This window comes from Agromyces sp. NPDC055658, from assembly GCF_053618155.1.
The window spans coordinates 42457-68781 of record NZ_JBSHHD010000015.1 but is presented as its reverse complement, the minus strand read 5'-3'; the positions used below and the strand labels follow the sequence as shown (position 1 = coordinate 68781).

Below are 26325 nucleotides of genomic sequence, written 5' to 3'. Positions count from 1 at the left end.
TCCGGGCACCCTCGTACCCCGCGGTGGGCCCACTGTAACAATGGGCGACCACGGCGCCGGTACGCCGCGCGGCGATGCCGGCAGCGGGTCGACGCCGCGGAGAAGCCGAACGGCCCCCGATCCGGTCGGATCGGGGGCCGTTCGTGGATCTCGACTCGGCGCTGCGCGCCTCGTCGATCACCGGGTGCTTCAGCTGTAGTTGCCGGGCGTGAAGTCGTCGCTCGAGAACGCGTCGAAGTCGACGAAGCTGAGGTCGCCCTCGCTGAAGGCCGCGTCGTCGGTGAAGATGCGGTTCGGGTAGCGCTCCGCCTTCGCCTCCTCGGTGGCCTCGACCGCGACGTTCCGGTACTTGCCGAGGCCAGTACCCGCCGGGATCAGCTTTCCGATGATCACGTTCTCCTTGAGGCCGACCAGCGGGTCGCTCTTGCCCTCCATGGCGGCCTGCGTGAGCACGCGGGTCGTCTCCTGGAAGGACGCGGCCGACAGCCACGACTCGGTCGCCAGCGAGGCCTTGGTGATACCCATGACCTCCTGACGGGCCGACGCCGTCTTCTTGCCCTCGGTCAGCGACGCGCGGTTGATCTCGTTGTACTTCATGCGGTCGACGAGCTCACCGGGCAGCAGGTCGGTGTCGCCGTGGTCGACGACGGTGACCTTGCGCAGCATCTGGCGCACGATGACCTCGATGTGCTTGTCGTGGATCGGCACGCCCTGCGAGCGGTACACGTCCTGCACGCCGTTGACGAGGTGCTTCTGCACCTCTCGGACGCCCTTGACCCGGAGGACCTCCTTCGGGTCGACGGTGCCGACGATGAGCTGCTGGCCGAGCTCGACGTGCTGGCCGTCTTCCACGAGCAGCGTCGAACGCTTGAGCACGTTGTACGTGATCGGCTCGTCGCCGTTGTCGGGCGTGAGGATGACCTTGCGCTGCTTGTCGGTCTCGTCGATCGTGATGCGACCCGGGGCCTCGACGATGGGCGACGCACCCTTGGGGGTGCGGGCCTCGAAGAGCTCCTGCACGCGGGGAAGACCCTGCGTGATGTCGTCGGCCGAAGCCGAACCACCGGTGTGGAAGGTACGCATCGTGAGCTGCGTGCCGGGCTCACCGATCGACTGGGCCGCGATGATGCCGACGGCCTCGCCGATGTCGACGAGCTTGCCGGTCGCGAGCGAACGGCCGTAGCACCTCGCGCAGACGCCGACGCCGGACTCGCAGGTGAGCACCGAGCGGACCCGGATCGACTCGACGCCCGCGGCGATGAGCTCGTTGATGAGCACGTCGCCGACATCGCTGCCGGCCTCGGCCACGACCTCGCCCTTGGCGTTCACGGCGTCGGCCGCGAGCGACCGCGCGAACACCGAGTTCTCGACGTTGGGGTCGCGGACGAGCTCGCCCGAGGCATCCACCGTCGCGATGGGCAGCTCGAGGCCCTTGGTCGTGCCGCAGTCGTCCTCGCGGATGATGACATCCTGCGAGACGTCCACGAGTCGACGCGTGAGGTAACCCGAGTCGGCCGTACGGAGGGCCGTGTCGGCCAGACCCTTGCGGGCACCGTGCGTCGCGATGAAGTACTCGGCCACCGAGAGGCCCTCGCGGTAGCTCGAGATGATCGGGCGAGGGATGATCTCACCCTTCGGGTTGTTCACGAGGCCTCGCATGCCGGCGATGTTGCGCACCTGCAGCCAGTTACCACGAGCGCCCGACGTGACCATGCGGTTGATGGTGTTGTCGGTCGGGAAGTTCTCCTGCATGGCCTTGGCGACCTCGTCGGTGGCCTTCGTCCAGATCTGGATGAGCTCCTGACGACGCTCGAGGTCGGTCGTGAGACCCTTCTCGAACTGCGACTGCACCTTGGCCGCCTGCTTCTCGTACTTCGCGACGATCTCGCCCTTCGAGGGGGGCGTGATGATGTCGGAGAGCGCGACGGTGACGCCCGAACGGGTCGCCCAGCGGAAGCCGGCGTCCTTGATGCGGTCGAGGGTCGCGGCCACCTCGGTCTTGGGGTAGCGCTCGGCGAGGTCGTTGACGATCTCCGAGATCTGGCCCTTGCCGGCCTGGCGGTTGAAGTACGGGTAGTCCACGGGGAGCGCCTCGTTGAAGAGGGCGCGACCGAGGGTCGTCTCCATGAGGAACGGCTTGCCCGACACGAAGCCCTCGGGCTCGTCGCCCTCGGCGAAGTGGAGGCCGTCGAGACGGATCTTCACCTTCGCGCCGAGGTCGAGCTCGTGCTGGCCCGGACGGTTCTGGTCGAACGCGAGGATGGCCTCGGCGATCGACGAGAACGCGCGGCCCTCGCCGGCGCCGCCGGGCTTCTCGGTCGTCAGGTGGTGCAGGCCGATGATCATGTCCTGCGAGGGCAGGGTCACCGGACGGCCGTCCGACGGCTTCAGGATGTTGTTCGAGGCGAGCATCAGGATGCGGGCCTCGGCCTGGGCCTCGACCGACAGCGGCAGGTGCACGGCCATCTGGTCGCCGTCGAAGTCCGCGTTGAAGGCGGCGCAGACGAGCGGGTGGAGCTGGATGGCCTTGCCCTCGACGAGCTGCGGCTCGAACGCCTGGATGCCGAGACGGTGCAGCGTGGGCGCACGGTTCAGCAGCACGGGGCGCTCGCGGATGATCTCTTCGAGGACGTCCCACACGTGCGGGTTCGAGCGCTCGACCATGCGCTTGGCCGCCTTGATGTTCTGGGCGTGGCTCAGGTCGATGAGGCGCTTGATCACGAACGGCTTGAAGAGCTCGAGCGCCATCTGCTTGGGCAGACCGCACTGGTGCAGCTTCAGCTGCGGGCCGACGACGATGACCGAACGGCCCGAGTAGTCGACGCGCTTGCCGAGCAGGTTCTGGCGGAAGCGACCCTGCTTGCCCTTGAGCATGTCACTCAGGGACTTGAGGGCGCGGTTGCCGGTACCCGTGACGGGGCGACCGCGGCGGCCGTTGTCGAACAGCGCGTCGACGGCCTCCTGGAGCATGCGCTTCTCGTTGTTCACGATGATCTCGGGGGCACCGAGGTCGAGGAGGCGGCGCAGACGGTTGTTGCGGTTGATCACACGACGGTAGAGGTCGTTGAGGTCGCTGGTCGCGAAGCGGCCGCCGTCGAGCTGGACCATCGGACGCAGCTCCGGCGGGATCACCGGCACGACGTCGAGCACCATCGCCGCGGGCGAGGTGCTCGTCGCGAGGAACGAGTTGACGACGCGCAGGCGCTTGATGGCGCGGATCTTCTTCTGGCCCTTGCCCTCGGCGATCTGCAGGTGCAGGTCTTCCGCCTCGGCGGCCAGGTCGAAGCTCTCGAGGCGCTTCTTGATGGCCTCGGCGCCCATGTAGGCGTCGAAGTACATGCCGAAGCGGTCCTGGAGCTCGTGGAAGTCCGAGTCCTCGGGCTTGAGGTCGCCGACCTTGAGGGTGCGGAAGGCCTCCCACACGCGCTCGAGGTGCGCGATCTGCTCGTCGCCCGACTTGCGGACCTGGGCCATCTCCTTGTCGGCGGCGGCCTCGGCGCGCTTGCGCTGGTCGCTCTTGGCGCCCTCGGCCTCGAGTGCCGCGAGCTCCTCCTCCTTGCGGGCCATGAGCGTCGCGATGCGCGCGTCGCGCTGGTCGCCGATGGTCTTGATCTCGAGCCGGAGCTCGTTCTCGAGGCCGGGCATGTCGGCGTGACGACCCTCGTCGTCGACGTCGATCACCATGTAGGCGGCGAAGTAGATGACCTTCTCGAGGTCCTTCGGCGCCATGTCGAGCAGGTACCCGAGGCGCGAGGGCACGCCCTTGAAGTACCAGATGTGCGTCACCGGGGCGGCGAGCTCGATGTGGCCCATCCGCTCACGGCGGACGGAGGACTTGGTGACCTCCACGCCGCATCGCTCGCAGACGATGCCCTTGAAGCGCACGCGCTTGTACTTGCCGCAGGCGCACTCCCAGTCACGGCTGGGTCCGAAGATCTGCTCGCCGAAGAGCCCGTCCTTCTCGGGCTTCAGCGTGCGGTAGTTGATGGTCTCGGGCTTCTTGACCTCGCCGTAGGACCACTTGCGGATGTCCTCTGCGGTGGCCAGGCCGATACGAAGCTCATCGAACGTCGTTGCGTCGAGCAATTTCTCTCCTAGATTCCTGAAGTCGTTTCGTACCTGGCGGTTCAGATCTCGTCGATGTTCGACGACTCGAAGCGCGCGGAGATGTTGATGCCGAGCTCCTCCGCAGCGCGGAAGGCCTCGTCATCGGTGTCGCGGAGCGAGACCGCGGTGCCGTCGGCCGAGAGGACCTCGACGTTCAGGCAGAGCGACTGCATCTCCTTCATGAGCACCTTGAACGACTCGGGGATGCCGGGCTCCTGGATGTTCTCGCCCTTGACGATCGCCTCGTAGACCTTGACGCGGCCGAGGATGTCGTCGGACTTGATCGTGAGGAGCTCCTGCAGCGCGTACGCGGCGCCGTAGGCCTGGAGCGCCCAGACCTCCATCTCACCGAATCGCTGGCCACCGAACTGCGCCTTACCACCGAGCGGCTGCTGGGTGATCATCGAGTACGGGCCCGTCGAACGCGCGTGGATCTTGTCGTCGACCAGGTGGTGCAGCTTCAGGATGTACATGTAGCCGACCGACACGGGGTACGGGAACGGCTCGCCCGAGCGGCCGTCGAAGAGCTGCGTCTTGCCGCTCGAGTCGATGAGCCGCTCGCCGTCGCGGTTGGGGAGCGTCGAGTCGAGCAGACCCGCGATCTCCTCCTCGAAGGCGCCGTCGAACACCGGGGTCGCGACCTTGGTGCCGGGCGCGGCCTCGTGGGCGGCCTCGGGCAGGCGCTTGGCCCACGCCGGCTTGCCCTCGACCTTCCAGCCCTGCTTCGCGACCCAGCCGAGGTGGGTCTCGAGCACCTGGCCGAAGTTCATTCGACCCGGGATGCCGAGCGGGTTCAGGATGACGTCGACCGGAGTGCCGTCGGCGAGGAACGGCATGTCCTCGACCGGCAGGATCTTCGAGATGACGCCCTTGTTGCCGTGGCGGCCGGCGAGCTTGTCGCCCTCGGTGATCTTGCGCTTCTGGGCGATGTAGACGACCACGCGCTGGTTGACGCCCGAGCCGAGCTCGTCGTCGCCGTCCTGCGCGTCGAACACCTTGACGGCGATGATCGTGCCCTGCTCGCCGTGGGGCACCTTGAGGGAGGTGTCGCGGACCTCGCGGCTCTTCTCGTTGAAGATCGCGCGGAGCAGACGCTCTTCGGCCGACAGCTCGGTCTCGCCCTTCGGCGTGACCTTGCCGACGAGGATGTCGCCGGGGCGGACCTCGGCGCCGATGCGGATGATGCCGCGCTCGTCGAGGTCGGCGAGCAGGTCGGGGCTCACGTTGGGGAGGTCACGGGTGATCTCCTCCTTGCCGAGCTTCGTGTCGCGCGCGTCGACCTCGTACTCCTCGATGTGGATCGACGAGAGCACGTCGTCCTTCACGAGGTTCTGGCTGAGGATGATCGCGTCCTCGAAGTTGTGGCCCTCCCACGGCATGAACGCGACGAGCAGGTTCTTGCCGAGCGCGAGCTCGCCGTTGTCGGTGGCGGGGCCGTCGGCGATGACCTCGCCGGCCTCGACGCGCTCACCGGCGTTGACGATCACGCGGTTGTTGTACGAGGTGCCCTGGTTCGAGCGGTCGAACTTGCGCAGGAAGTAGGTCTGCGTGCCGCCCTCGTCGAGCTGCACGGTGACCGAGTCGGCCGAGACCTCGGCGACCACACCGGCCTTGTCGGCGGTGATGACGTCGCCGGCGTCGATCGCGGCGTAGCCCTCCATACCGGTGCCCACGAACGGCGAGTCGCTGCGGAGCAGCGGCACGGCCTGGCGCTGCATGTTCGCACCCATGAGGGCGCGGTTCGCGTCGTCGTGCTCGAGGAACGGGATGAGCGACGTGCCGACCGACACCATCTGGCGCGGCGAGACATCCATGTAGCCGATCTCGTCGGCCGGGAACAGGTCGACCTCGCCGCCCTTCTTGCGGGCGAGCACGCGCTCCTCCACGAAGTGGCCGTCGGCCTTCAGCGGCGCGTTGGCCTGGGCGACGATGTAGTCCTCTTCCTCCATCGCCGTGAGGTAGTCGATCTTGTCGGTGACCTTGCCGGCCTCGACCTTGCGGTACGGGGTCTCGATGAAGCCGAACGAGTTGATGCGGGCGAACGACGCGAGCGAGCCGATGAGGCCGATGTTCGGGCCTTCAGGGGTCTCGATCGGGCACATGCGGCCGTAGTGCGACGGGTGGACGTCACGGACCTCGACGCCCGCGCGGTCGCGCGAGAGACCGCCGGGGCCGAGCGCCGAGAGGCGGCGCTTGTGGGTCAGGCCCGCGAGCGGGTTGTTCTGGTCCATGAACTGCGACAGCTGCGAGGTGCCGAAGAACTCCTTGATCGCGGCGACGACGGGTCGCACGTTGATCAGGGTCTGCGGGGTGATCGCCTCGATGTCCTGCGTCGTCATGCGCTCGCGGACGACGCGCTCCATGCGGCTGAGGCCGGTGCGCACCTGGTTCTGGATGAGCTCGCCGACCGCGCGGATGCGACGGTTGCCGAAGTTGTCGATGTCGTCGACGTCGAGGCGCAGCTCGACCGCCTTGCCGCCGCGGCGGCCGGGCAGCGTGTCGCGCTCGTCGTGCAGGGCGACGAGGTACTTGATCGTGGCCACGATGTCCTGCACCGTGAGCACCGAGTCGGTGAGGGGGGCCTCGAGACCGAGCTTGTTGTTGATCTTGTACCGGCCGACCTTCGCGAGGTCGTAGCGCTTCGGGTTGAAGTAGAAGTTGTCGAGGAGCGCGCGCGCGGCCTCGGCGGCGACCTGCTCGCCCGGACGGAGCTTGCGGTAGATGTCCTTGAGCGCCTCTTCCTTCGTGAGGATGTTGTCCTTCTCGAGGGTGAGCGCGATCGACTCGTAGCCGGCGAACTCCTCGAGGATCTCCTCGCTCGTGAGGCCGAGGGCCTTCAGGAAGACGGTGACCGACTGCTTGCGCTTGCGGTCGATGCGGACGCCGACCTGGTCGCGCTTGTCGATCTCGAACTCGAGCCACGCACCGCGGCTCGGGATGACGCGGGCCGAGTAGATGTCCTTGTCCGAGGTCTTCTCGGGGGTGCGCTCGAAGTAGACGCCGGGCGAACGGACGAGCTGCGAGACGACGACGCGCTCGGTGCCGTTGATGACGAACGTGCCCTTGGGGGTCATGAGCGGGAAGTCGCCCATGAAGACCGTCTGGGTCTTGATCTCACCCGTGAGGTGGTTCATGAACTCCGCGTTCACGTAGAGCGGAGCGGAGTAGGTCTTCGACTTCTCCTTGCACTCGTCGATCGTGTACTTCGGCGGCTCGAGCTCGGGGTTCGTGAACGAGAGCTGCATGGTCTCGCCGAGGTCCTCGATGGGCGAGATCTCCTCGAAGATCTCCTCGAGGCCCGTGGTCTCGGGCAGGTCCTGCCGGCCCGCCGACTTCGCCTCGGCGACGCGTGCCTTCCACGCGTCGTTGCCGACGAGCCAGTCGAAGCTCTCGGTCTGGAGTGCGAGCAGGTCGGGTACCGTGAGGGTGTCGGTGACCTTGGCGAACGAGAGACGGCTTGCACCGCGTCCGTTCTTGGGAGTGGGCGTGGTCGCGTTGCGCGCAGCAGCCAAGTGAATAACCTCCATGGCCCCGTCGGGCCGGTTCACTGTCGGTAGCGGAGAGTTCAGTACCCCTCAGACACGAGCGAGTGACCGGGACCGGAAGGTCTCGACTCGCCCGGAAGCCGACCGCAATATGAAGGCATGGTGGGTCTGGGAGCGCAAACGTCAACTATATGCGATTCGACGCGCCAAGTCCAGCGAGATTCTTGATTTGTTCGCGGATGTCCGGTATAACCGCGCGTCGGCCCCGATTCGAGGATGCCGCGAGGGGCCGATTCCCGCGAGAATCGGCCCCTCGCGCCCGGTTTCAGCGGATGCCGTCGCGCCGGCGCAGGCGTGCGGCGACGAGCGCCACGAGTCCCAGCATCACGGCGAGGGCGGATGCCTCGGCCGCGCCCCGCGCGTCGGCCCCGGTCTCGGCGAGGGCCGAGACGTCGGCGTCGTCGGCGGCGGGTGCCGCGACCGGTGCGGCATCCTCGGGGCGGGGCGGAGTGGCGGCCGGCTCGCCGGCGCCTCCCGGTTCGGCCGGGCCGGCCGGGTCATCGCCGTCGGGCGTGCCGCCGGCCGCGCCGTCGTCGGGTGCACCCGGATCGGCGGGCTCGGCCGGGGTGCCCGGCTCGGTCGGGTCCTCTTCGCCCGACGAGGCATCGAACACCTCGATCCTCACCGTCGGGTAGTTGTACTCGCCGTCCGCGAACAGCACGTAGCGGAAGGTGTCGCTGCCGGTGAAGTCCGGCTCCGGCGAGTAGACGAACGAACCGTCCGCGTTCCAGTCGATCGACCCGTGCGCCGGCTCGGTGAGCAGGTAGGCGACGGACTTCTCGACCCCCGCGGGGGCGTGGTCGTTCGCGAGCAGACCGGGTGCGGCGACCTCGAGTGCCGCGCCCCTCGTCGTCGTGTAGGCGTCGTCGGCGCCCATCACCGGCTCCTCGCCCTCGGCGAAGATGACGACCTCGGCGGACGGCGAGTTCACCTTGCTGCGGCCGTCGGTGATCGAGAACTCGAGCCAGGCCGTGCCGGTGAACCCGGCGTCGGCCGTGAAGGTGAAGGAGCCGTCCTCGGCCATCTCGACCTCGCCGTGACCGAGCGCGGGGTACGCGACGAGCACCGCGAGCGGGTCGCCGTCGGCGTCGGTGTCGTTCGCGAGCACGCCGCCGGCTGCCGGAACGGTGATCGACTCGCCCGACTGCACGAAGTAGCGATCCGCCGTCGGCACGGGCGGCGTGTTGGTCGAGCCGTCGGACTCGACCACGTCGATCGTGATCTCGGCCTCGTTCCAGCTGACGAGCCCGTGCTCGTCGCGCACCGAGTACGTGAGCCGGTCGGTGCCGACGAACCCGGCCGGCGGGGTGTATGTCGACCAGCCGTCGCTGTACGTCTTCCACGTGCCCGCCGGGAGATCTCCCGTGCCGGCCCACTCGAGCGCGTCGCCGTCGGCATCGGTGTCGTTCGCGACCTGGCTCGGTGCGGGCAGGTAGAGCGACTCCCCCGCGACCACCGAGTAGTGGTCGTCGACCGCGACCGGGCGGTGGTTCACGCTGCCGTCGCCGACCTGCAGTTCGACCGCGACCGACGCGCTGAGGTATCCGTGGGAGTCCTTCGCGCGATAGTGGAAGGTGTCGACGCCGGTGTAACCGGGCAACGGGGTGTAGACGAAGCCGCCGTTCGCCGCCCAGGCGAGGTCGCCCGAGAGCCCGTCGGCATCGACGACGACCTCGAGGGTGTCGCCGGGTTCGGGGTCGGTGTCGTTGAACAGCAGACCGGGGGTCTTGATCGAGAGCATCGTGTCCTGCACGACGCCGAACACGTCGGGTTCCGCGGTCGGCGTGCCGGGAATCTCATCGGGGCCGGACGGCTCGGAGCCGGGTGCGGCCGGATACAGCCACAGATACCCGTCGTCGCAGCCGACGGCCGTGCACACACGGTACTCGAGCGTGGCGGTCAGACCCGGTGCGTCGCCCGGGTCGATGTAGAACGAGCCGTCGGTGCCGAGCATCTGGACGTCCCCGTTGCCGACGTGCGCGCCGTACGGGAAGGTGAGCGAGGTGACCGGCAGGCCGTCGAGCTGGTCGTTCACGAGCAGCCCCTGGTGCGCGCCGATGTAGAGCGGGGTCTCGGGCGCGTAGATGTACGTGTCGTCGACGGCGACGGGCTGCGCGTCGACGTCGCTTCCGGTCGGCAGCACGTCGATCGTGACGGTCGCCCAGTTGCTGTCGAGGTCGTCGGCGCCGTGGTCGTCGCGAACGTGGTAGTCGAAGGTCACCGTGCCGGTGAATCCCGGCACCGGCGTGTACCTGAACGACGGTCCGCCGTTGAAGACCACGAGTTCGCCGCTCGCGGGGAAGGTGTTCTCGTTGATGCGGAACCAGTCGCCGTCGGCGTCGTAGTCGTTCGCCTGCATGGCCGGGTCCTGCACGGTGAGCGTCGTGTCCTGCACCATCTGCCAGTGGTCGTCGACCGCCACGGGCGCCGTGTTCGCGTCGCCCGCGCCCTGCGGCTCGGGCGCGAACGACGGTGCCGCGGGCTGCTTCGCCTGGGATGCCTCGGCGTCAGCGTCGTCGAGCGGCGCTTCGCCGCCCGACGGATCGCCGACGGGCAGTTGCTCGGCGACGTCGGCGGCCGCCTCGTCGGCCGGCGCCTCGTCGGCCGGCGCCTCGTCGGCCGGCGCCTCGTCGGCCGGCACGTCCTCGGCCGGCACCTCCTCGGCCGGCACCTCCCCGGCGGGCGCGTCCCCGGCGGGCGCGTCCTCGGCGGGCGCGTCCTCGGTCGACGCGTCGGCGGAGGGGCCCTCGGGGGTTGCGGCGTCGACGGGCGCCGACGCGGCGAGCGTGCCCTCCGTCGGAACGACCTCCGCGGCGCTCGCGGCGAGCGGCGCGCCCGCGGTGACGACGGCGACGGCCATCGCAAGGCCGGCGATGCGGGCGGCCGCGCGGCGCGGCATCCCCTCGTCGGCTGACTGGTGGTCTCGGAATCGCATCGGTGTCTGCTTTCGTGTCGTGATCGTGATGGTGGGTCGTGCTCGAGGAAGGTGGGGGCGAGCCCCCGCCGTTCGGGTGCCGGCGGGGGCTCCGGTGGGCGACGGAGGCTCGGGTCGTCCGTCGTCCGGCGGGGCGGGCTCAGCCGCCCCACTCGACGCGCACCGTGTCGGGGCGTCCCGGCACGAGGCTCACGTCGAGGGTCGCGCCGGGCAGGGCGCGAGCGAGGTGCAGCGGCGCGAGCTGCTCCGTTCGGGTGACCGGCAGCGGCACGCCGCCCGGCATGAGCACGTGCAGGTCGAGCTCGACGAGCGAGTTCATGCCGATCATCATCGGCAGCTGGCGCGCGTCGAGGATCGTCGCCGTCGTGCGCAGGCGCTGCCCTTCGAGAGCCGGCTCGGCCTGGGCTGGCATCGAGGCGGCCATCATGCGGCTCGCCTGCTCCATCTGCGCCTTGGCCTGCGCCATGCTCGCGCCGACGTCCAGGCGCTGCTGCGCCTCGTAGCCCTGGCGGGTCAGCGTCGCGAGGTCGCGGAGGAAGCCCATCTCACACCGCCTGGTAGATCTCGTTGAAGCGGCGACCGACACCGCGGTCGGCCTGGATGCGGGCGGCCCAGCCGGCGGCCGCCGACGCCCACGACGCCTCGTCGACGCCGAACATCGCGGCGACGGCCGGAAGCTTCGTCGCGTCGTAGCCGTAGGCCGCGATGCCCTTCGAGATGCGGGCGTAGCGGTCGAGGTCGACACCCGCGATCGGGTCGAGGTTGCCGGGCTGCGGGTCGGCGGTCATCGCCTGCACCGCCTGGATGTCCATCTGCTGCCGGTACTGCTCGGACTGCGCCTGCAGCTGGTTCGCCTGGTCGATGAGGCCGGGAGCGGCCTTCACCATCTCGGCCATGTCGCCGAACTGCTTGAAGAGGTTCATGCTCGTTTCCTTCCGGGTGGTGTTCCCGGATCGTCCGGGGTGATGCCATGAGGTTCCCGCGACGCGCCGTGCCGCCGGATGGGCAGTGGCTGCTCATTCGCGACGCCCGGCATTACTCAGGGGCATCCCGCGATTGCTCACCGGCCGACTGCGACACCCCCTGTGCGGGGTACTGCGCGGCGAGGCATCCCGGCCGTACAGTGAATCGTCCCGATCACCGAAAGGCGCCGATGGCCTCGAACGATCCCGATGCGGCAGCCGGACCCGAGCCCGACCTCGACGGCGCGTGGCCGCTCGGCGGCCGTGACGGCCAGGTCGCGCGCGCCGTCGGCGCCCTGCAGGGCGGGCAGGCGCGCTCGGTGTTCCTCTACGGGCCGTCCGGCATCGGCAAGAGCCGCATCCAGTCGGCCGTCGGCGACCTGCTCGACGAGGCCGGGTGGCTCGTGCTGACCGCGAGCGGCAACCCGGCACTGTCGGCCGTGCCGTTCGCGACCGTCGCCCCGGCCCTGGCCCGGGGCATCGACGATCCGGTGCTGCCCAAGGTGAGCGACCCACTCGCGCTCTTCACGTCGACGAGCGCGACCATCGCCGACCTCGCCGGCGGACGGCGCACGGTGATCGCGGTCGACGACCTCTCCTCCGCCGACAGCGTCTCGGTGGGACTCATCGCCCAGCTCGTCGCGGCGGGCTCGCTCTCGCTCATCGCGACGCTCCCCGAGGGCGAACCGGTGCCCGACGGGGTGCTGCCGATCGCGTCGTCTGCCGACTCGGTGCGCATCGACGTGCCGGCGCTCGACCTCGACGAGATCACCGAGCTGATCGCGCAGGTGCTCGGCGCGCCGATCGCCCACCGCGACGCGGTCGAGCTCCACCGCGCCTCGCACGGCAACCCGCTCTTCCTGCGCGAGCTCGTGATCGGCGCCGTCGAGACCGGCGCCCTCGTGCGCGCGGGCGAGCACTGGCAGCTCGAGGGCGACCCGGTCGGCACGCCCGCGCTGCGCGACCTCATCCGCGCGCGACTGCGGGGCCTCGGCCCGGAGGAGCGCGACGCGATCGAGCGGCTCGCGCTCTGCGAACCGCTCGGCATCGACGAGTTCGTGCGCCCCGGCGCGCCCGAGGCGCTCGCCGAGCTCGAGCTGCGCGGCATGATCCGCGTCGACGAGTCGGGCCACGGCATCGCCATCACCCTCGCGCACCCGCAGTACGCCGGCGCCGTGCGCGAGTCGCTGCCGCGCATCAGGGCGATCTCGCTGCTCATCGAGCAGGCCGATGTCGTCGAGCGGGGGCCGATGACCGTCGTCGACGAACTGCGCATCGCGATGTGGCGGCTCGACGCCGGCCGGCCCTCCGACCCCGAGCTGCTGATCCGCTCGGCCGACCTCGCACAGCGCGCCCACGACCATCGCACCGCCGAGCGGCTCGCGGCGGCCGCGATCGGCGCCGGCGCGACGGATGCCTCCGCGCACATGCTGCACGCCGACCTGCTGTGGTCGCTCGGCCGGGGCGCCGAGGCGCTCGACGCCCTCGCCAACGCCGAGTCCGCGGCGCGCGCGACCGATCACCCCGAGGCGACCCTCGCGGCGATCGCCGCCAAGCGGGCCGAGATCTACGGCGGCGACCCGCTCGGCAGCGAGCGCGGCATCCGGCTGCTGGAGGAGATCGGCCGCGCCCTGCCCGAGCAGCTGCCGATGCTGCTCATCAGCAAGGCGACCCTCGTGCTGCACCTGCTGCGCGCGAACGAGGCGCTCGCCCTCGTCGACGAGGCCGCCGGCTACCTCGGCGACAGCGCCGTCGAACGCGCGCTCGTCTCGCTCGGGCGCGCGATGCCGCTCTCGCAGATGCAGCGCTCGGCCGAGGCGATCGCCGAGGCCGAGGCCGCCGTCGCGTACGCCTCGACCGAGGGTGCGCACATCCCGAAGCGTCGCGCGCAGGTGCCGTACGCGTACGCGCTCATCGAGTGCGACCGTTACGACGACGCGCGCCGGGTCACGATCGAGATGCTGCACGACGCGATCCGCAACGACGACGAGCTCACCGCCCGGCACGCCGAGTTCCTCATGGGGCGCCAGTTCTGGGCGGCGGGCCGGCTCGACACCGCCGCGCGCTGGTTCCGCGACAGCCTGAGCGGCGCCGAACTGCGCGGGCCGGCGTCGCTGCGCGGCCCCTCGCTCGGCTTCCTCACCGTGATCGCCTGCATGCAGGGCGACCTCGACCGCGCCCGCGAGCTGCGCGGCCGGTTCGAGGCCGGGTACGACCGGGAGGACACGCTCACCGCGCTCGCAGACGCGTGGCTCGCACGCACCGAGGGCGACACCGACAGCGCGGCGAAGATCCTGCTCGCCCGCGTCGAGCAGGTGCTGCCGCGCGGCGCCGTCAACGTGAGCTCGGTCTTCCTGCACAACCTCGCACGCCTCGGCTCCCGCGCCCACGCGAAGGACGCGGCCGACCGCCTCTCGAGACTCGAGCGACAGACCGGCGCCCCCGAGATCGCACGGCGCGCCCGTCACGCCCGGGCCGAGGCGGCGGCCGACGCCGCCGGGCTGCGCGCCGCCGGCGAGGAGTGGGAGCGCCTCGGCGGCCTGCTGTTCGCGGCCGAGGCGTTCGCCTCCGCGGGGCAGTCGGCCCGCGCCGACGGGCGGGGGCGCGAGTCATCCGCCGACCTGCAGCGCGCCGCGGCGCTCGCCGCCGCGTGCGAGGGGGCGCGCACGCCGCTGCTCACCTTCACCGACGGCTCGGAGCCGCTCACGCCCCGCGAGCGCGAGATCGCGTCGCTCGCGGCCCAGGGGCTGAGCTCGAACGAGATCGCGCAGCGCCTCTTCCTGTCGCCGCGCACGGTGAACAACCACCTGCAGTCGACGTACACGAAGCTCGGCATCCGCGGGCGGCGCGAGCTGCAGTTGTAGTTCGCGCCCTGCAGCCGCGACCGTGCCGTGGACGGCGCCTACGCCGTGACGATGTCGGCGCGCATGCCCTCGAGCCGCTCGCCGACGGCGCCCACGGCCTCCTTCGCGACGCCGAGGTCGGCGAGCGCGGTCATGAGCGAGGCGACGACCCGGTCGAACGCGGCATCGGTGATCGCCATGTCGTGATGGGCCTCCCCGACCGACCGGCCGCTGAAGACCTGCGGACCGCCGAACGCCGCGGCGAGGAACGCGCGCTGGTGCGCCTGCAGCCGGTCGACGTCGACGCCCTCGAACCACGGCGCGAGCTCGGGATCGGCGACGATGCGGTGGTACATGACCGCCACCGCCGTGCGCACTCCGTCGCTGCCGCCGAGCTCGTCGTAGATCGCGTGCATCCGTCCTCCTCATCGGTCGTGGGTCCAGCATGGCGGATGCCTCGGGCGGACGCCTGAGCAATCGTTGCTCATTCCGCCCCCGATCCGTGGGACGATGCCTCCGTGCCCGCGAGCCCCCGCCGCATCGAGTTCGAGACCGACGTGTTCTCGTCGACCGGGTTCACGCTGCTCGTCGACGACGTCGCCCAGTCGCACGTCGACCGGGCCGATCCGACGCGGCTCTTCTTCGAGTACGTGCGCCGCATCGGCCACGTCGTCGACGCGATGGGCCTGCCGGGCGAGCCGCTGCGCGTGCTGCACCTCGGCGGCGGCGCGATGACCCTGCCGCGCTACGTCGAGGCGACCCGTCCCGACTCGCAGCAGCTCGTCGTCGAGATCGACGGCGAGCTCGCCCGCCTCGTGCAGGATCGCCTGCCGCTGCCGACCGGCGCCGACATCGCCGTCCGGGTCGACGATGCGGCATCCGTCGTCGTGGAACTCCCGGGCGGGGCGTCGTTCGACCTCGTGATCGTCGACCTCTACGACCGGCTCGACGCGCCGGCGTTCGTCGAGACGGGCGTGTTCATGGGCGGATGCCTCGGGCTGCTCGCCGATCGCGGGCTGCTCGTCGTGAACGTGGCCGACGCGGCGGGCCTCGCCCGGCTCCGTGCACAGGCCCGTGCGATCGCACGTGCCGATCCGGGCACCGAGCTGCTCGTCGCGGGCGACGCGAGCGTCGTCTCGGGGGCGGAAGAGGGCAACGTCGTGCTCGTGGCGGCGCCCCGCGGGCTCCCGCCCGGGCTCGCCGGGCGGCTCGCCGCGCTCGGCCCCCATCCGGCTGCGGTGCTCGAGGGCGACCGGCTCGACTTCGCACTCTGGGGCGCCTGCTGACGCTCGCGCCCGGGCGCCCGCGCTCGACGGCGGGTAGCGTGGTGACGTGACCGCCGACCCCTCGCTCGAACGCCGCCTCACCGCGAGCGGGCACGTCGCCCGACTCGAGGAGTCGCGACAGGCGCCCGGATCGTGGACGCTCTACGTCGACGGCACCCCGCAGTCGCACGTCGAGCTCGAGCGGCCCGAGTGGCTCGGCTTCGAGTACGTGCGCCGCATCGGCCACGCCGTCGACCTCGTGCGCGACGCGGGCGAGCCGATCACCGCCGTGCATCTCGGCGGCGGCGCGCTCACCCTGCCGCGCTACGTCATCGCGACCCGGCCGGGCTCGCGGCAGCAGGTGATCGAGCTCGAGTCTGAGCTCGTCGACCTCGTGCGCGAGCACCTGCCGCTGCCGCGCGGCGCGCAACTCCGTATCCGTCACGGCGATGCCCGCGAGGTGCTCGCGAAGCTGCCGGGCGGGCTCGACGGGGCCGTCGACCTCGTGGTCGTCGACATCTTCTCGGGCGCGCGCACCCCCGCGCACGTCACGAGCGCCGAGTTCTACGGGCTCGTCGTGCCCCGCCTCGCGCCCGGCGGCATCGTCGCCGTGAACGTCGCCGACGGGGCGGGCCTCGCCTTCGCGCGTTCGCAGGCGGCGACGCTCTCGCACGTGTTCCCGCACGTCGCGATCGCGGCCGACACCGGCATGCTCAAGGGCCGGCGGTTCGGCAACATCGTCATGTACGCGTCGGACGCCCCGCTGCCGTTCGACGCGATGCCCCGACGCCTCGCGAGCGACCCCGCACCGGCGAAGCTCGTCGAGGGCGACGAGCTCCGCCGCTTCATCGCGGGCGCCCCGGTCGTGACCGACGCCACCGCGGTGCCGTCGCCGCCGCCGGCCCGCTCGATCTTCCTGACGAAGCCCGGCGGTTGACGCCTGACGCCGGGTCAGCCGATCGCGGCGGTGCGGCTCGGCGTGCTCTCGTTCCAGACCCGGTCGAGCGCGGTCACGGCGTACGTGTACGGGCGATCGGCCTCGGCCGAGCCATCCACCCAGCGCTGCACGACCCCTGAGCCGGCGCGCACGGTCGCGACGAGGTTGGCCGCGTCCTCCACGTCGATCGCGCCGGCCGCGCCGTCGACGCGGTAGATCGCGAACGAGGTCGCCCGCCGCGAGGGCGGCACGGCGTCCGACCACTGCAGGGAGACGCCGCCGTCGCCGCGCTCGGGGTCGGCGAGCACGGGCGCCCGGACCGCGGTCGCGGGCAGCCACTCCATCGCTGGCACGATCGCGGGGCGCGAGTAGTGGTCGACGAGCACGCGCGACATCGAGCCCTGCGGGTCGGCGGGCACGTGCTTGGCCGAGAAGTACACGTTGCCGTGCACGGGCGTGCCCTGCTCGGTCACGCCGCGGTCGAACGCCAGGTGGTTCGAGAGCTCGGCCGGGTCGGTGAACACCCCCGACGTCACCTTGTAGAGCGCCTCGCCGATGTAGAGGTGCGTGCCGCTCGTCGCGGCGACGTCGGCCCACCACGGCACGAGCTTCGCGTAGTCGGCGACGGAGAGCCCGATCTGCCAGTACACCTGCGGGTTGATGTAGTCGAGCCAGCCCTCGAGCACCCACTTGCGCGTGTCGGCGAACTGCAGGTCGTACGACTGCGAGCCGCCGGTCTCCGAGCCGAGCGGGTCGGTGGCGCGGTTGCGCCAGATGCCGAACGGGCTGATGCCGAACTTGACCCATGGCTTCAGTGCCTTGATGCGCTCGGAGATCGAGCTCACGAACGTGTCGACGTTGTGCCGGCGCCAGTCGGCGACGTCGTCGAAGCCGGCGCCGTGCGCGGCGTAGGTCGCGGCATCCGGAATCGTCTGCCCCGCCACCGGATAGGGGTAGAAGTAGTCGTCGAAGTGCACGCCGTCGAGGTCGTAGTGCTCGACCGAGTGCAGGATCGCCTGCTGGATGTGCTCCTGCGCCTCGGGGAGTCCCGGGTCGAAGTAGAGCTTGCCGCCGTACGCCCACACCCAGTCGGGGTGCACGCGGGCGGGGTGCTCTGGCACGAGCTTCGCGGGGTCGGCCTGCATCGAGACGCGGTAGGGGTTGTACCAGGCGTGCAGTTCGAGGTTGCGGACGTGCGCCTCGTCGACGATGAAGGCGAGCGGGTCGTAGCCCGGGTCCTGCCCCTGCACGCCCGTGAGGTACTGCGACCACGGCTCGAGCGGGCTCGGCCAGAACGCGTCGGCGGTGGGGCGCACCTGCACGAACACGGCGTTGAGGCGGAACTGCTCGGCGACGTCGAGCCAGTGCAGGAACTCGGCGCGCTGCTCGTCGGCCGTGAGGCCGGTGCGGCTCGGCCAGTCGATGTTCACGACCGATGAGATCCACATGGCGCGGAGCTCCCGCTTGCGGGGACCCGTCTCCGCGGCGGGGGCGGTGGCGCCCGCCCCGGTCGCGTGCGCAGGCGTCGGTGCGAGCGACCCGACGGTCACGGTGAACGCCGATGCGGCGACGCCCGCGACGGCGAGGGTCAGGAATCCGCGGCGGCCGAGGCCGGCGGCCTCGGCATCGGCGGGGTGGTCGTGCGGCTGTGCGAGGGGCATCTTCGGTCCTCCGAGTCGGTCTGACTCGGAAAATACTTCCACACGCAGTCGATCTTGTGAAGAGTTTCTTCCAGAGCGGTTCACGCGTGCCGGAAGCGCAACTCCTGCCCGGGCCGCAGCTGCGCCACCGCGTCGAGCGAGGCCGCGGCGACGATCGCGATCACGGGATAGCCGCCCGTGACCGGACGGTCGGCGAGCAGGATCGTCGGCTGCCCGTCGCCCGACACCTGGATCGAGCCCGGCACCGTCGCCTCGCTCGCGAGCTCGCCGACGGCGCGACGCCCGAGCGCCCGCCCGACGAGTCGCACGCCGACGCGGTCGGCGCGCTCGGAGACGCGCCACGGCGTCTCGAACAGGGCGGCGCGCGCCGCGTCGGTGAACCAGTCGGCGCGCGGCCCCGGGCGCAGCGCGAGGGTCACGGTCTCGTCGGGCGGCGCGAACGCGGCCTCCTGGTCGAGCGCCGGCACGGATGCCTCGGGCTCGTCGCCGATCACGAGCTCGCGCCCCGGCCCCACCGGCTCGGGACCGAGGCCGGCCAGCGTGTCGCGCGAGCGCGACCCGAGCACCGGGGGCTCGTCGATGCCGCCGCGCACGGCAAGCGCGTAGCGCAGCCCGCGCTCGGCGGTGCCGAGCTCGAGCACCGCGCCGTCGGGCGCGCGCGCAGCCGTGTACGGCGCCACCGGGCGACCGTCGAGCGTGATCGGCCCCCAGGCGCCCGCGACCGCGAACCACGTGCCACCGCCGACCACCCGAGCGCGGAGCCCGCCGACGAGGACCTCGAGGATCGCGGCGCCGTCGGGGTTTCCGACGAGCCGGTTCGCGAGCCGTGCGGCGCCCCGGTCGAGCGCCCCGGAACCGGCGACCCCGAGGTGGGCGAGGCCCGGGCGGCCGAGGTCCTCCACGAGGGCGAGCGGTCCGACCGCCTCGATGATCAGGCGGCGCATCACCGCACCGCCTCGAATCGGACACGACGCCCCGGTGCGAGGAGCGCGGGATCGGCGCGATCGGGATTCCACAAGTCGGCGTCGGTGCGACCGATCAGGCGCCAGCCGCCCGGGCTCTCCCGCGGGTAGACGCCCGAGAACGCCCCCGCGAGCGCGACCGCGCCGGCCGGGACCCGGGTCCGCGGCGCGTCGAGCCGCGGCACCTCGAACGGCCAGTCGTCGCTCACGAGGTAGCCGAATCCCGGCGCGAACCCGCCGAACGCGACCCTCCAGCGCGCCGCAGAATGGCGCGCCACGAGCGACTCGGCCGACCAGCCGAGCCGCGCGGCGGTCTCGTCGAGGTCGTCGCCGTCGTACATGACGCGCACGATCGCCTCGTCATCGACCGGGCCGCGCCGATCGGCGCCGGCCGACGTCGTCGCACCCTGGACCCGGCGCACCCAGGTCTCGGCCGACTCGAGCGGCAGCCGCTCGGGGTCGACCGCCACGAGGATCGTGCGCGCGGCCGGAACGAGCTCGACGAGGCCGGGCCGCGGGTCGGAAGCGAGGGCGTCGTGCAGGGCGAGCACCTCGTCGAGCGAGTCGCACTCGACGAGCAGCGCCGCCTCGCCGCTCGGCAGCAGTCGCCCGGTCACGCGAACGCCTCGATGCGGCACCCGGCGGACTCGAGCACGGCTCGCACGGCTCGCGCGATCGCGACGGCGCCCGGGGTGTCGCCGTGCAGGCACAGCGAGTCGGGGGCGAGCTCGACCCGGCTGCCGTCGTCGGCCGCGATCCCGCCCGTCTCGGCGAGCTCGAGCGCACGGTCGGCTGCTGCGGCGGGGTCGTCGATGACCGATCCCGGCTCGCCGCGCGGGGCGAGCGAGCCGTCGGCGGCGTAGCCGCGATCGACGAACGCCTCGCGCGCGTAGGCGAGCCCCGAGGCATCCGCCGCCTGCTCGAGCGCGCTCGCGGGCGGGCCGAGCACGACGAGCGAGGGGTCGTAGGCGGCGACGGCCTCGGCGAAGGCGTGCGCGGCCGAGGCGTCGGCGGCGAGGCGATGGTAGAGCGCCCCGTGCGCCTTCACGTAGCGCACGCGGGTGCCGGCGACGCGGGCGGCGCCGTCGAGCCCGCCGAGCTGCACCACGAGCTCGGCAGCGACCTCGGCCGGGCTCGCGTCGAGCGCTCGTCGTCCGAATCCGGCGAGATCGCGATAGCCGGGGTGGGCGCCGAGCACGACCCCGTGCTCGGCGGCGCGACGGGCGCTCGCGAGCATCGTGATCGGGTCGCCCGCGTGGAAGCCGCAGGCGACGTTCGCGCTCGAGACGAGGCCGAACATGGCCGCGTCGTCGCCGACGCGCCACGCGCCGAACGACTCGCCGAGGTCGCTGTTGAGGTCGATCGCGGGCCGCATGCTCCCATTCTGCCGCCGTGCCGGGCAGACTGGGGTCGGGGAGGCGCAACCATGCGAACCGGGTCTCGGCAGTCCACCCGCCACGCGCGCGTCGCCGCGGCGACCGGCATCGTCGCCGTCGCGCTGCCGCTCGTCGCCTGCACGACGCACGAACCGGCACCCGGCCCGACGGGCTGGACGCCGAGCCCGTCGGTCACGACGACCCCGACGCCATCGGCCGAGCCGGCGCCGGTGCCGGTCGTGCCCGCCGGCGACGTCGGGGTGGTCGCCGAGGGGCTCGACGCACCGTGGTCGATCGCGCTCGTGCCCGGCGGCGGAGTGCTCGTCTCCGAGCGCGACCGGGGCGACGTCGTCGAGGTGCTCGCCGGGGGGTCGCTGCGCGTCGCGGGCACCGTGCCGGGCGTGGCGGCCGCCGGCGAGGGGGGCCTGCTCGGCATCGCGGTGCGGCCGGCCGACGACGACCGCGGCACCGAGCTCTACGCGTACCTCACCTCGTCGGACGACAACCGCATCGTCAGGATGCCGCTCACGGGCACGGCCGGCTCCCTCGCCCTCGGCACGGCAGAACCGGTGCTGACCGGTATCCCGAAGGCCGGCAACCACGACGGCGGACGGATCGCCTTCGGCCCCGACGGGATGCTCTACGCCACCACGGGCGACGCGGGCGTGGGCGAGGCGGCGCAGGACCCCGACTCGCTGTCGGGCAAGATCCTTCGGATGACGCCCGACGGCGCCCCCGCGCCCGGCAACCCGTTCGGCACGCTCGTCTACACGCTCGGCCACCGCAATCCGCAGGGCATCGCCTGGGATGCCTCGGGCGGGATGTGGGCCGCCGAGTTCGGCCAGAACACCTGGGACGAGCTCAACCGCATCGAGCCGGGTTCGAACTACGGCTGGCCCGTCGTCGAGGGCGCCGCCGGCGACCCGCGCTACGTCGACCCCGTGGTGCAGTGGTCGACGAGCGAGGCGAGCCCGAGCGCGCTCGCCGTGATCGGCGACACGCTCTTCCTCGCGGCGCTGCGCGGGCAGCGCATCTGGACGGTGGCGCCGGCGAGCGCGGCCGAGCCCACGACGACCCCGTGGTTCGCGGGCGAGTTCGGCCGTATCCGCGAGGTGGTGGAGTCGCCCGACGGGGCGCTCTGGTTCCTCACCAACAACACCGACGGGCGCGGCTCGCCGCGCGAGGGCGACGACCGGCTGCTGTCGGTCGACCTCGCACCCGGCGGCTGAGGCCGGCGTCCGTCGCGGGATTCGGCCCCGTTCGGGGGTGATCCGACCCTCCGGAAGGTCGGCGGCCGGCGCTATTCTCATCCCATGGCGGATCTCGAGCGGGTCAGGCGGTGGGCCGAGGCGCTCATCGTGCTGCACCTCGATCCCGAGGTCTGGAGCTTCGGGTTCGACAACGCCAAGAAGCGCGCCGGGCTCTGCAACTACACCGCGAAGCGCATCTCGGTGTCGCGGTACCTGGCCGCCCGGTACGACGACGACGAGGTGCACCAGATCCTGCTCCACGAGGTCGCCCACGCGATCGCGGGCCCGCGGGCCGGCCACGGCCCGAAGTGGGCGTCGATCGCCGCAGGCCTCGGCTTCGTGGGGCGGCGTACGCACGACGGCGAGGTCGCCCACGAGCTCGCCCCGTGGGTCGGCCGGTGCCCCGCCGGGCACGAGCACTATCGTTACCGCGAGCCCACGCGGCCGCTGAGCTGCGGGCTGTGCCGGCGCGGGTTCGACAGCGCGAACCTCATCGTCTGGCGGCATCGCGAGATCACCACGGCCGTGCGCCGGCGGGCGGCGAGCGCGGCGGCCGGCTGACCGTCCGCGGGGCGCGATCCGAGGCATCCGCAAGCGCTACGCTGATCGAGTGCCCGTCTCCACCGTGTCGATCCCGATCGGGCAATGGCTCGTTCCCGCAGAAGGCGTCACCTGGTGGTTCGACTCGGGATCGGTCGCCCTCGACTTCGCGACGACGGGTGCCATCGGCGGCGCGGCGGCCTCGGCCGGCGTCGAGCGCTTCCACTCCCCCGACGATCTCACCGAATGGCTGCGCGAGCGCTTTCCCGTCGCGGTCGGCCAGGCGCGTTCGCGCGACCTGTTCGACGCGGTCGCGCTGCGCGACGCGATCGCGCGGATGGCGGTCGCCGCGAGCCGCCACGAGCCGGCGCGATCGGGCGACATCGACCTCGTGAACCTCTACGCGGCGACACCCGATGTACCGCCGACGCTCGGCGGCGGATCGCGGCAGGCGGGCCGCTCGGTGCACACCGTGCCGCAGGCGCTGTCCACGATCGCGCGCGACGCCGTCGACCTGTTCTCGCCGGCGAACCTCGAGCGCATCCGCGAGTGCTCCGGCGACGACTGCGAGATCGTCTACCTCGACACGTCGCGCGCGGCGACCCGGCGCTGGTGCTCGATGCAGCGATGCGGCAACCGGGCGAAGGTCCGCGCCCACCGCGCCCGCAAGAGCGGCCGGACGCCGGCGGCGACCGGCGGCGCCCTGCAGACCACGCTCCCCGAGCCTGCGCCCGAGCCCGTCGAGCCCGACCGCGCGGCCTGACGCGCCGCCCCCGCCGGCGGATCGCCCGCCGCGTCCGCGCCGGCGGGCCCTCGTCGACCTCCGCACCGGTCCCAGCCGAGCGTGCACGCGTCGCCCCGTGGCGGGGCGACGGGTGCACGCTCGAAGAGCTCAGGAAGCCGGGCGGCGCTTCGGCAGCGCGAGCAGCACGCCGGCGACGAGGAGCACCGCGCCGAAGGCTGCGGCGAACCACGCCGTCTCGCCCGGGATGTCGAGGTAGGTCGTGATGCCGAGGATGCGTGCGAGGCCCCACGGGAGCAGACCCATCTCGTCGTTCCAGAGCGTCAGCACCCGCTCGAGGCCGATCGCGCCGACGACGACCGACGGCACCACGAGCCCGGCGCCGACGGCGGCGAGCACGAAGCCGGTGGCCCGCCGCCCGCCAACCTGGGCCGTGAGCGCCCACCCCGCCGCGACGAACACCCAGACGAAGAGCGCGAAGGCGAGCGCGATGTACGCGGTGCGCAGCACGGGGTCCGTCCAGAACGCGAACCAGTACCCGCCCGGGCCCGTGAACGAGAGGGCGAAGAGCGTCACGATGCAGCGCAGCACCACGACGCCGCCGACCGCCGCGATCACCGGCCACGGCGAACGCCGTCGCACGAGCAGCCGCAGCACGAGGGCGAACACCGTCCAAGCGCCGATGACGACCGCGACGTGCGTCCACGACAGGAACGCCGTCTGCACCGCTCGCGTCGCCACGAGCAGGGCCACGGGCACGAGGAAGAGCAGCCAGCGGTCGAGGTCGAACATGCCGAGCGTCGACTCCCGTGCGCGCCAGGGGCGGGTCGACGCGATCCACGTGGCGCGCGCGGCCGCTGCGCCCGGCTTCGCGACGAGCCGCGTGCGCGCCGCGAGCATGCCGATCACGACCCACGCGAGCGCGAGCACGAGCAGCCCGCGGGCGAGCCACGCCATCACGAGGTCGCGCTCGGCCCGTTCGACGCCGAGCTGGGCGGCCGTGAGATTGAACGCCGGGTGATCGAGGTCGCCCTCGTACTGCTCGAGGTGCTCGGCCGCCCGCCGCTCGAAGGCGGCGCGATCGGCAGCCCATGCGTCGTGCGCGGCAGGTGAGAGCGTGTCGTGCCACTGCCCCTCGTGCAGGATCATCGCCCGGTAGGCCTCGAGGAGGCGCAGGGTGTCGAGCTCGTAGTCCAGGGTCGAGACGAACGCGTCGCGCAGCTCCGGCGAACGCCAGCTCGAGGCATCCGTCGCCGTCACGACCTCGCGCATCGCCTCGACGGCGTCGACCGCCTCGGCTCCGCTCGCGATCGCCGCATCGACCCCCTCCGCGTCGCCGCCGGCTGCGCCTGCGGAGTCGCGCACGATCGAGTACATGACGTCGAGCACGGCCGAGTCCCCGGTGAGGATGTCCCACTCGAAGATCCACATCATCGGCGGCGGTTCGAGCCCGATCGCGAACACGCGCTGCTCGGCGAACTGCTCGACGTACATGCCCTGCTCGATCGCCGAGCGCGAGCGCGTCATCGCGGCGACGATCGCCTCGACCGTCTCGGGGTCGTCGGAGAACCACTCGCGTGCCCAGTTCGCGGTGATGTCGGCCACGTCGGCGTCGGGGTCGATCGCGAGCTCGGCGGCGAGCTGCGTGTTCAGCTCGTAGAGCTGCCAGAATCCGGCCTTCAGGTAGAGGCTCATGGGTCCGGCCCGCCACGGACCGCCGTCCTGGGTCCACACCCACACGCCCTCGATGCGGTCGTTCGCCGCGAGCAGTTGCTGCAGCGCCCACTGGTACTGCGTGCCGAGGTCATTGGGGAACGCCCCGAAGTTCTCGAACTCACGGCGACTCTGGAACTCGACGATGCGCCGCTGCTCGCCCTGCTCGAGCGTGTGGTTGAGCGGCAGCCAGCTGTAGAAGTCGCCGAGCGTGTACTTCGTCGAGACGATGAGCGCCGGCGAGTCGATGCCGTCGAGCACGGCCTCGTACGAGGCGTCGTTCGTGTGCATGTCGCCGACGGCGCCGACGCCGACGCTCCAGGTGCGGAAGACGACCTCCCGATCGGCCTCCTCGGCCTGACCCGAGAACGCCTCGAGCATCGTGCGCACGGCGTCGACCGTCGTCACCTCGAGCGCCGAGTAGTAGTCCCAGCCGCCGACGTCGTAGATCGCGCCGGCCTCGCCGATGCGGATGAGCACGCCGTCGAGCGCCGGCACCGCGTCGTAGAGCTCGTCGAGGCCCGCCGTGTAGACGTCCCAGAATTCGGGGTCCTCGGTGTCGAGCGTGCCGAACCGGTCGGTGAGGTGGTGCTCGAGCGGGCCCGTGAGCGCAAGCATGTCGGTGCGCAGGAAGACCTTCACGCCGAGTTCGTCGGCGCGCTCCCAGAACGGGGCGAACGCCTCGCGCAGCGCGAGCGCCTTGTCGCGGTGGTCGTCGCCGTCGGCGTAGACCGGCCCGCCGGGAGCGCCGTCGAAGGTCACGAACTCGACGAAGCCCGGGAACGCGACGGCGTTGAACCCGTTCGCGAGCGAGTGCCGCAGGAACCCGTCGAAGTCGTCGTACGCCTCGGCGAGCGCCGCGTCGTCGATGTACGGCGCCTCGGGCTGCACGACCGCCGCGAAGGCCTTCGACGCGTGCGAGTAGTCGCCGCCGAACTCCCACTCGGCCGGGTCGGGCGCGACGCCGACCGCGCCGAGGTCGGTCATCCGCAGCGGGAGCCGCGACCGTTCGTGCGCGCCGACGAGGTCGGTGAGCGGCGCGGCCGCCCGCACCTGCGCGGCGAGGTCGTAGATCGCCCGCACGGTGCCGGCCTCGCTGCGCGCGACGATGCGCAGTGCCGATGCGTCACCGCGCAGCTCGTAGCCGTCGTCGTCCGACGCATCGCGCACCGTCTGCGCCTGGTCGACGGCGATCGACGCCGTGCCCTCGCGGGCCGGGGCGTCGGCGACCGCGTCGAGGAGCTCGTCGACCGCGACGCCGACCCGCTCGCTCTCGGGCACGTCGAGGGTCGTGAGCTCGGGCGGCGGCACGGGCGCCGCGACCTCGGGCACGACGGCGGCGGCCGGCCGCATCTGCTCGCTCGGCTCGGTGCGGATGCCGAGCGCGTCACCGACGGCGAACGCGACGCCGAGGCCGAGGGCGACCAGCACGAGGGCGGTGACGACGGCGAGGATGCCCCGCCGCGTCGCCGTCGTCATGGGGAGAT

At 71.9% G+C, this 26325-nt stretch carries 17 protein-coding genes; 6 read left to right on the top strand and 11 right to left on the bottom strand.

The annotated features are described in order from the left end of the window. Positions 1 to 189: 189 nt before the first annotated feature. From rpoC to ACWGPE_RS09165, 5 genes are all read right to left on the bottom strand, one after another. The gene (gene rpoC / locus ACWGPE_RS09185) at positions 190 to 4086 is read right to left on the bottom strand and encodes a DNA-directed RNA polymerase subunit beta' (RefSeq protein ID WP_231430070.1); all 3897 of its coding nucleotides are present in this window, start codon (positions 4084 to 4086) and stop codon (positions 190 to 192) included. A 41-nt stretch (positions 4087 to 4127) separates the two neighbouring features. Further along, the gene (gene rpoB / locus ACWGPE_RS09180; RefSeq protein ID WP_231430069.1) at positions 4128 to 7619 is read right to left on the bottom strand and encodes a DNA-directed RNA polymerase subunit beta; all 3492 of its coding nucleotides are present in this window, start codon (positions 7617 to 7619) and stop codon (positions 4128 to 4130) included. A gap of 298 nt (positions 7620 to 7917) precedes the next feature. Beyond that, entirely contained in the window at positions 7918 to 10587 is a 2670-nt protein-coding gene (locus ACWGPE_RS09175; protein WP_452048551.1) for an Ig-like domain-containing protein, read from the bottom strand. Positions 10588 to 10726: 139 nt separating this feature from the next. Beyond that, on the bottom strand, positions 10727 to 11131 hold the full coding sequence (locus ACWGPE_RS09170; RefSeq protein ID WP_231430067.1) for a hypothetical protein: 405 nt from the start codon (positions 11129 to 11131) through the stop codon (positions 10727 to 10729). Position 11132: 1 nt separating this feature from the next. Continuing rightward, a complete protein-coding gene (locus ACWGPE_RS09165; protein WP_231430066.1) occupies positions 11133 to 11510 on the bottom strand; it encodes a hypothetical protein in 378 nt (125 codons plus the stop codon). A gap of 230 nt (positions 11511 to 11740) precedes the next feature. Between ACWGPE_RS09165 and ACWGPE_RS09160 the strand changes: the two genes are divergently transcribed. After that, positions 11741 to 14413 carry a LuxR C-terminal-related transcriptional regulator gene (locus ACWGPE_RS09160; RefSeq protein ID WP_452048550.1) on the top strand — a complete coding sequence of 891 codons (2673 nt, stop codon included), beginning with the start codon at positions 11741 to 11743 and terminating at the stop codon, positions 14411 to 14413. Positions 14414 to 14451: 38 nt separating this feature from the next. On the opposite strand, the gene ACWGPE_RS09155 is transcribed toward ACWGPE_RS09160, so the two are convergent. Then, positions 14452 to 14808 (bottom strand): group I truncated hemoglobin, encoded by a 357-nt coding sequence (locus tag ACWGPE_RS09155; protein WP_231430064.1) that lies wholly within the window; start codon positions 14806 to 14808, stop codon positions 14452 to 14454. 102 nt (positions 14809 to 14910) lie between these two features. Here ACWGPE_RS09155 and ACWGPE_RS09150 point away from each other — a divergent pair, with 102 nt between their 5' ends. Further along, the gene (locus tag ACWGPE_RS09150) at positions 14911 to 15678 is read left to right on the top strand and encodes a spermidine synthase (protein WP_452048549.1); all 768 of its coding nucleotides are present in this window, start codon (positions 14911 to 14913) and stop codon (positions 15676 to 15678) included. A gap of 46 nt (positions 15679 to 15724) precedes the next feature. Next, complete coding sequence (locus tag ACWGPE_RS09145) at positions 15725 to 16594, top strand: spermidine synthase (protein WP_231430062.1); 870 nt, start codon at positions 15725 to 15727, stop codon at positions 16592 to 16594. A 14-nt stretch (positions 16595 to 16608) separates the two neighbouring features. Here the strand turns inward: ACWGPE_RS09145 and ACWGPE_RS09140 are convergent, their stop codons facing one another. The 4 genes from ACWGPE_RS09140 to ACWGPE_RS09125 all read right to left on the bottom strand — a co-directional run bounded on the left by ACWGPE_RS09140 (position 16609) and on the right by ACWGPE_RS09125 (position 20592). Then, a complete protein-coding gene (locus ACWGPE_RS09140) occupies positions 16609 to 18255 on the bottom strand; it encodes a glycoside hydrolase family 10 protein (protein ID WP_452048548.1) in 1647 nt (548 codons plus the stop codon). Between the two features lie 80 nt (positions 18256 to 18335). Then, positions 18336 to 19199 carry a 5-oxoprolinase subunit C family protein gene (locus ACWGPE_RS09135; protein WP_452048547.1) on the bottom strand — a complete coding sequence of 288 codons (864 nt, stop codon included), beginning with the start codon at positions 19197 to 19199 and terminating at the stop codon, positions 18336 to 18338. Then, positions 19199 to 19834, bottom strand: a complete 636-nt coding sequence (locus ACWGPE_RS09130; RefSeq protein ID WP_452048546.1) for a 5-oxoprolinase subunit B family protein — start codon at positions 19832 to 19834, stop codon at positions 19199 to 19201. Before ACWGPE_RS09130 ends, ACWGPE_RS09135 begins: the two co-directional genes overlap by 1 nt. Beyond that, positions 19831 to 20592, bottom strand: coding sequence for a LamB/YcsF family protein (locus tag ACWGPE_RS09125; protein ID WP_452048545.1), 762 nt, complete (start codon positions 20590 to 20592; stop codon positions 19831 to 19833). Before ACWGPE_RS09125 ends, ACWGPE_RS09130 begins: the two co-directional genes overlap by 4 nt. A 51-nt stretch (positions 20593 to 20643) precedes the next feature. Here ACWGPE_RS09125 and ACWGPE_RS09120 point away from each other — a divergent pair, with 51 nt between their 5' ends. The 3 genes from ACWGPE_RS09120 to ACWGPE_RS09110 all read left to right on the top strand — a co-directional run bounded on the left by ACWGPE_RS09120 (position 20644) and on the right by ACWGPE_RS09110 (position 23146). Continuing rightward, complete coding sequence (locus ACWGPE_RS09120; protein ID WP_452048544.1) at positions 20644 to 21822, top strand: PQQ-dependent sugar dehydrogenase; 1179 nt, start codon at positions 20644 to 20646, stop codon at positions 21820 to 21822. Positions 21823 to 21906: 84 nt separating this feature from the next. Further along, positions 21907 to 22404, top strand: coding sequence for a SprT-like domain-containing protein (locus tag ACWGPE_RS09115; protein WP_231430056.1), 498 nt, complete (start codon positions 21907 to 21909; stop codon positions 22402 to 22404). A gap of 49 nt (positions 22405 to 22453) precedes the next feature. Then, positions 22454 to 23146 (top strand): CGNR zinc finger domain-containing protein, encoded by a 693-nt coding sequence (locus ACWGPE_RS09110; protein WP_231430055.1) that lies wholly within the window; start codon positions 22454 to 22456, stop codon positions 23144 to 23146. Positions 23147 to 23275: 129 nt separating this feature from the next. Here ACWGPE_RS09110 and ACWGPE_RS09105 read toward each other — a convergent pair whose 3' ends face one another. Further along, positions 23276 to 26317: a hypothetical protein gene (locus tag ACWGPE_RS09105; RefSeq protein WP_452048543.1), complete on the bottom strand. Its 3042-nt coding sequence runs from the start codon at positions 26315 to 26317 to the stop codon at positions 23276 to 23278. Positions 26318 to 26325: the final 8 nt, after the last annotated feature.

Excerpts from the sequence above, each read along its gene's own strand:
- ACWGPE_RS09175 (WP_452048551.1), bottom strand. The coding sequence starts at position 10,587 with ATGCGATTCCGAGACCACCAGTCAGCCGACGAGGGGATGCCGCGCCGC.
- ACWGPE_RS09170 (WP_231430067.1), bottom strand. The coding sequence starts at position 11,131 with ATGGGCTTCCTCCGCGACCTCGCGACGCTGACCCGCCAGGGCTACGAG.
- ACWGPE_RS09165 (WP_231430066.1), bottom strand. The coding sequence starts at position 11,510 with ATGAACCTCTTCAAGCAGTTCGGCGACATGGCCGAGATGGTGAAGGCC.
- ACWGPE_RS09160 (WP_452048550.1), top strand. The coding sequence starts at position 11,741 with ATGGCCTCGAACGATCCCGATGCGGCAGCCGGACCCGAGCCCGACCTC.
- ACWGPE_RS09155 (WP_231430064.1), bottom strand. The coding sequence starts at position 14,808 with ATGCACGCGATCTACGACGAGCTCGGCGGCAGCGACGGAGTGCGCACG.
- ACWGPE_RS09140 (WP_452048548.1), bottom strand. The coding sequence starts at position 18,255 with ATGCCCCTCGCACAGCCGCACGACCACCCCGCCGATGCCGAGGCCGCC.
- ACWGPE_RS09135 (WP_452048547.1), bottom strand. The coding sequence starts at position 19,199 with ATGCGCCGCCTGATCATCGAGGCGGTCGGACCGCTCGCCCTCGTGGAG.
- ACWGPE_RS09125 (WP_452048545.1), bottom strand. The coding sequence starts at position 20,592 with ATGCGGCCCGCGATCGACCTCAACAGCGACCTCGGCGAGTCGTTCGGC.
- ACWGPE_RS09120 (WP_452048544.1), top strand. The coding sequence starts at position 20,644 with ATGCGAACCGGGTCTCGGCAGTCCACCCGCCACGCGCGCGTCGCCGCG.
- ACWGPE_RS09115 (WP_231430056.1), top strand. The coding sequence starts at position 21,907 with ATGGCGGATCTCGAGCGGGTCAGGCGGTGGGCCGAGGCGCTCATCGTG.
- ACWGPE_RS09105 (WP_452048543.1), bottom strand. The coding sequence starts at position 26,317 with ATGACGACGGCGACGCGGCGGGGCATCCTCGCCGTCGTCACCGCCCTC.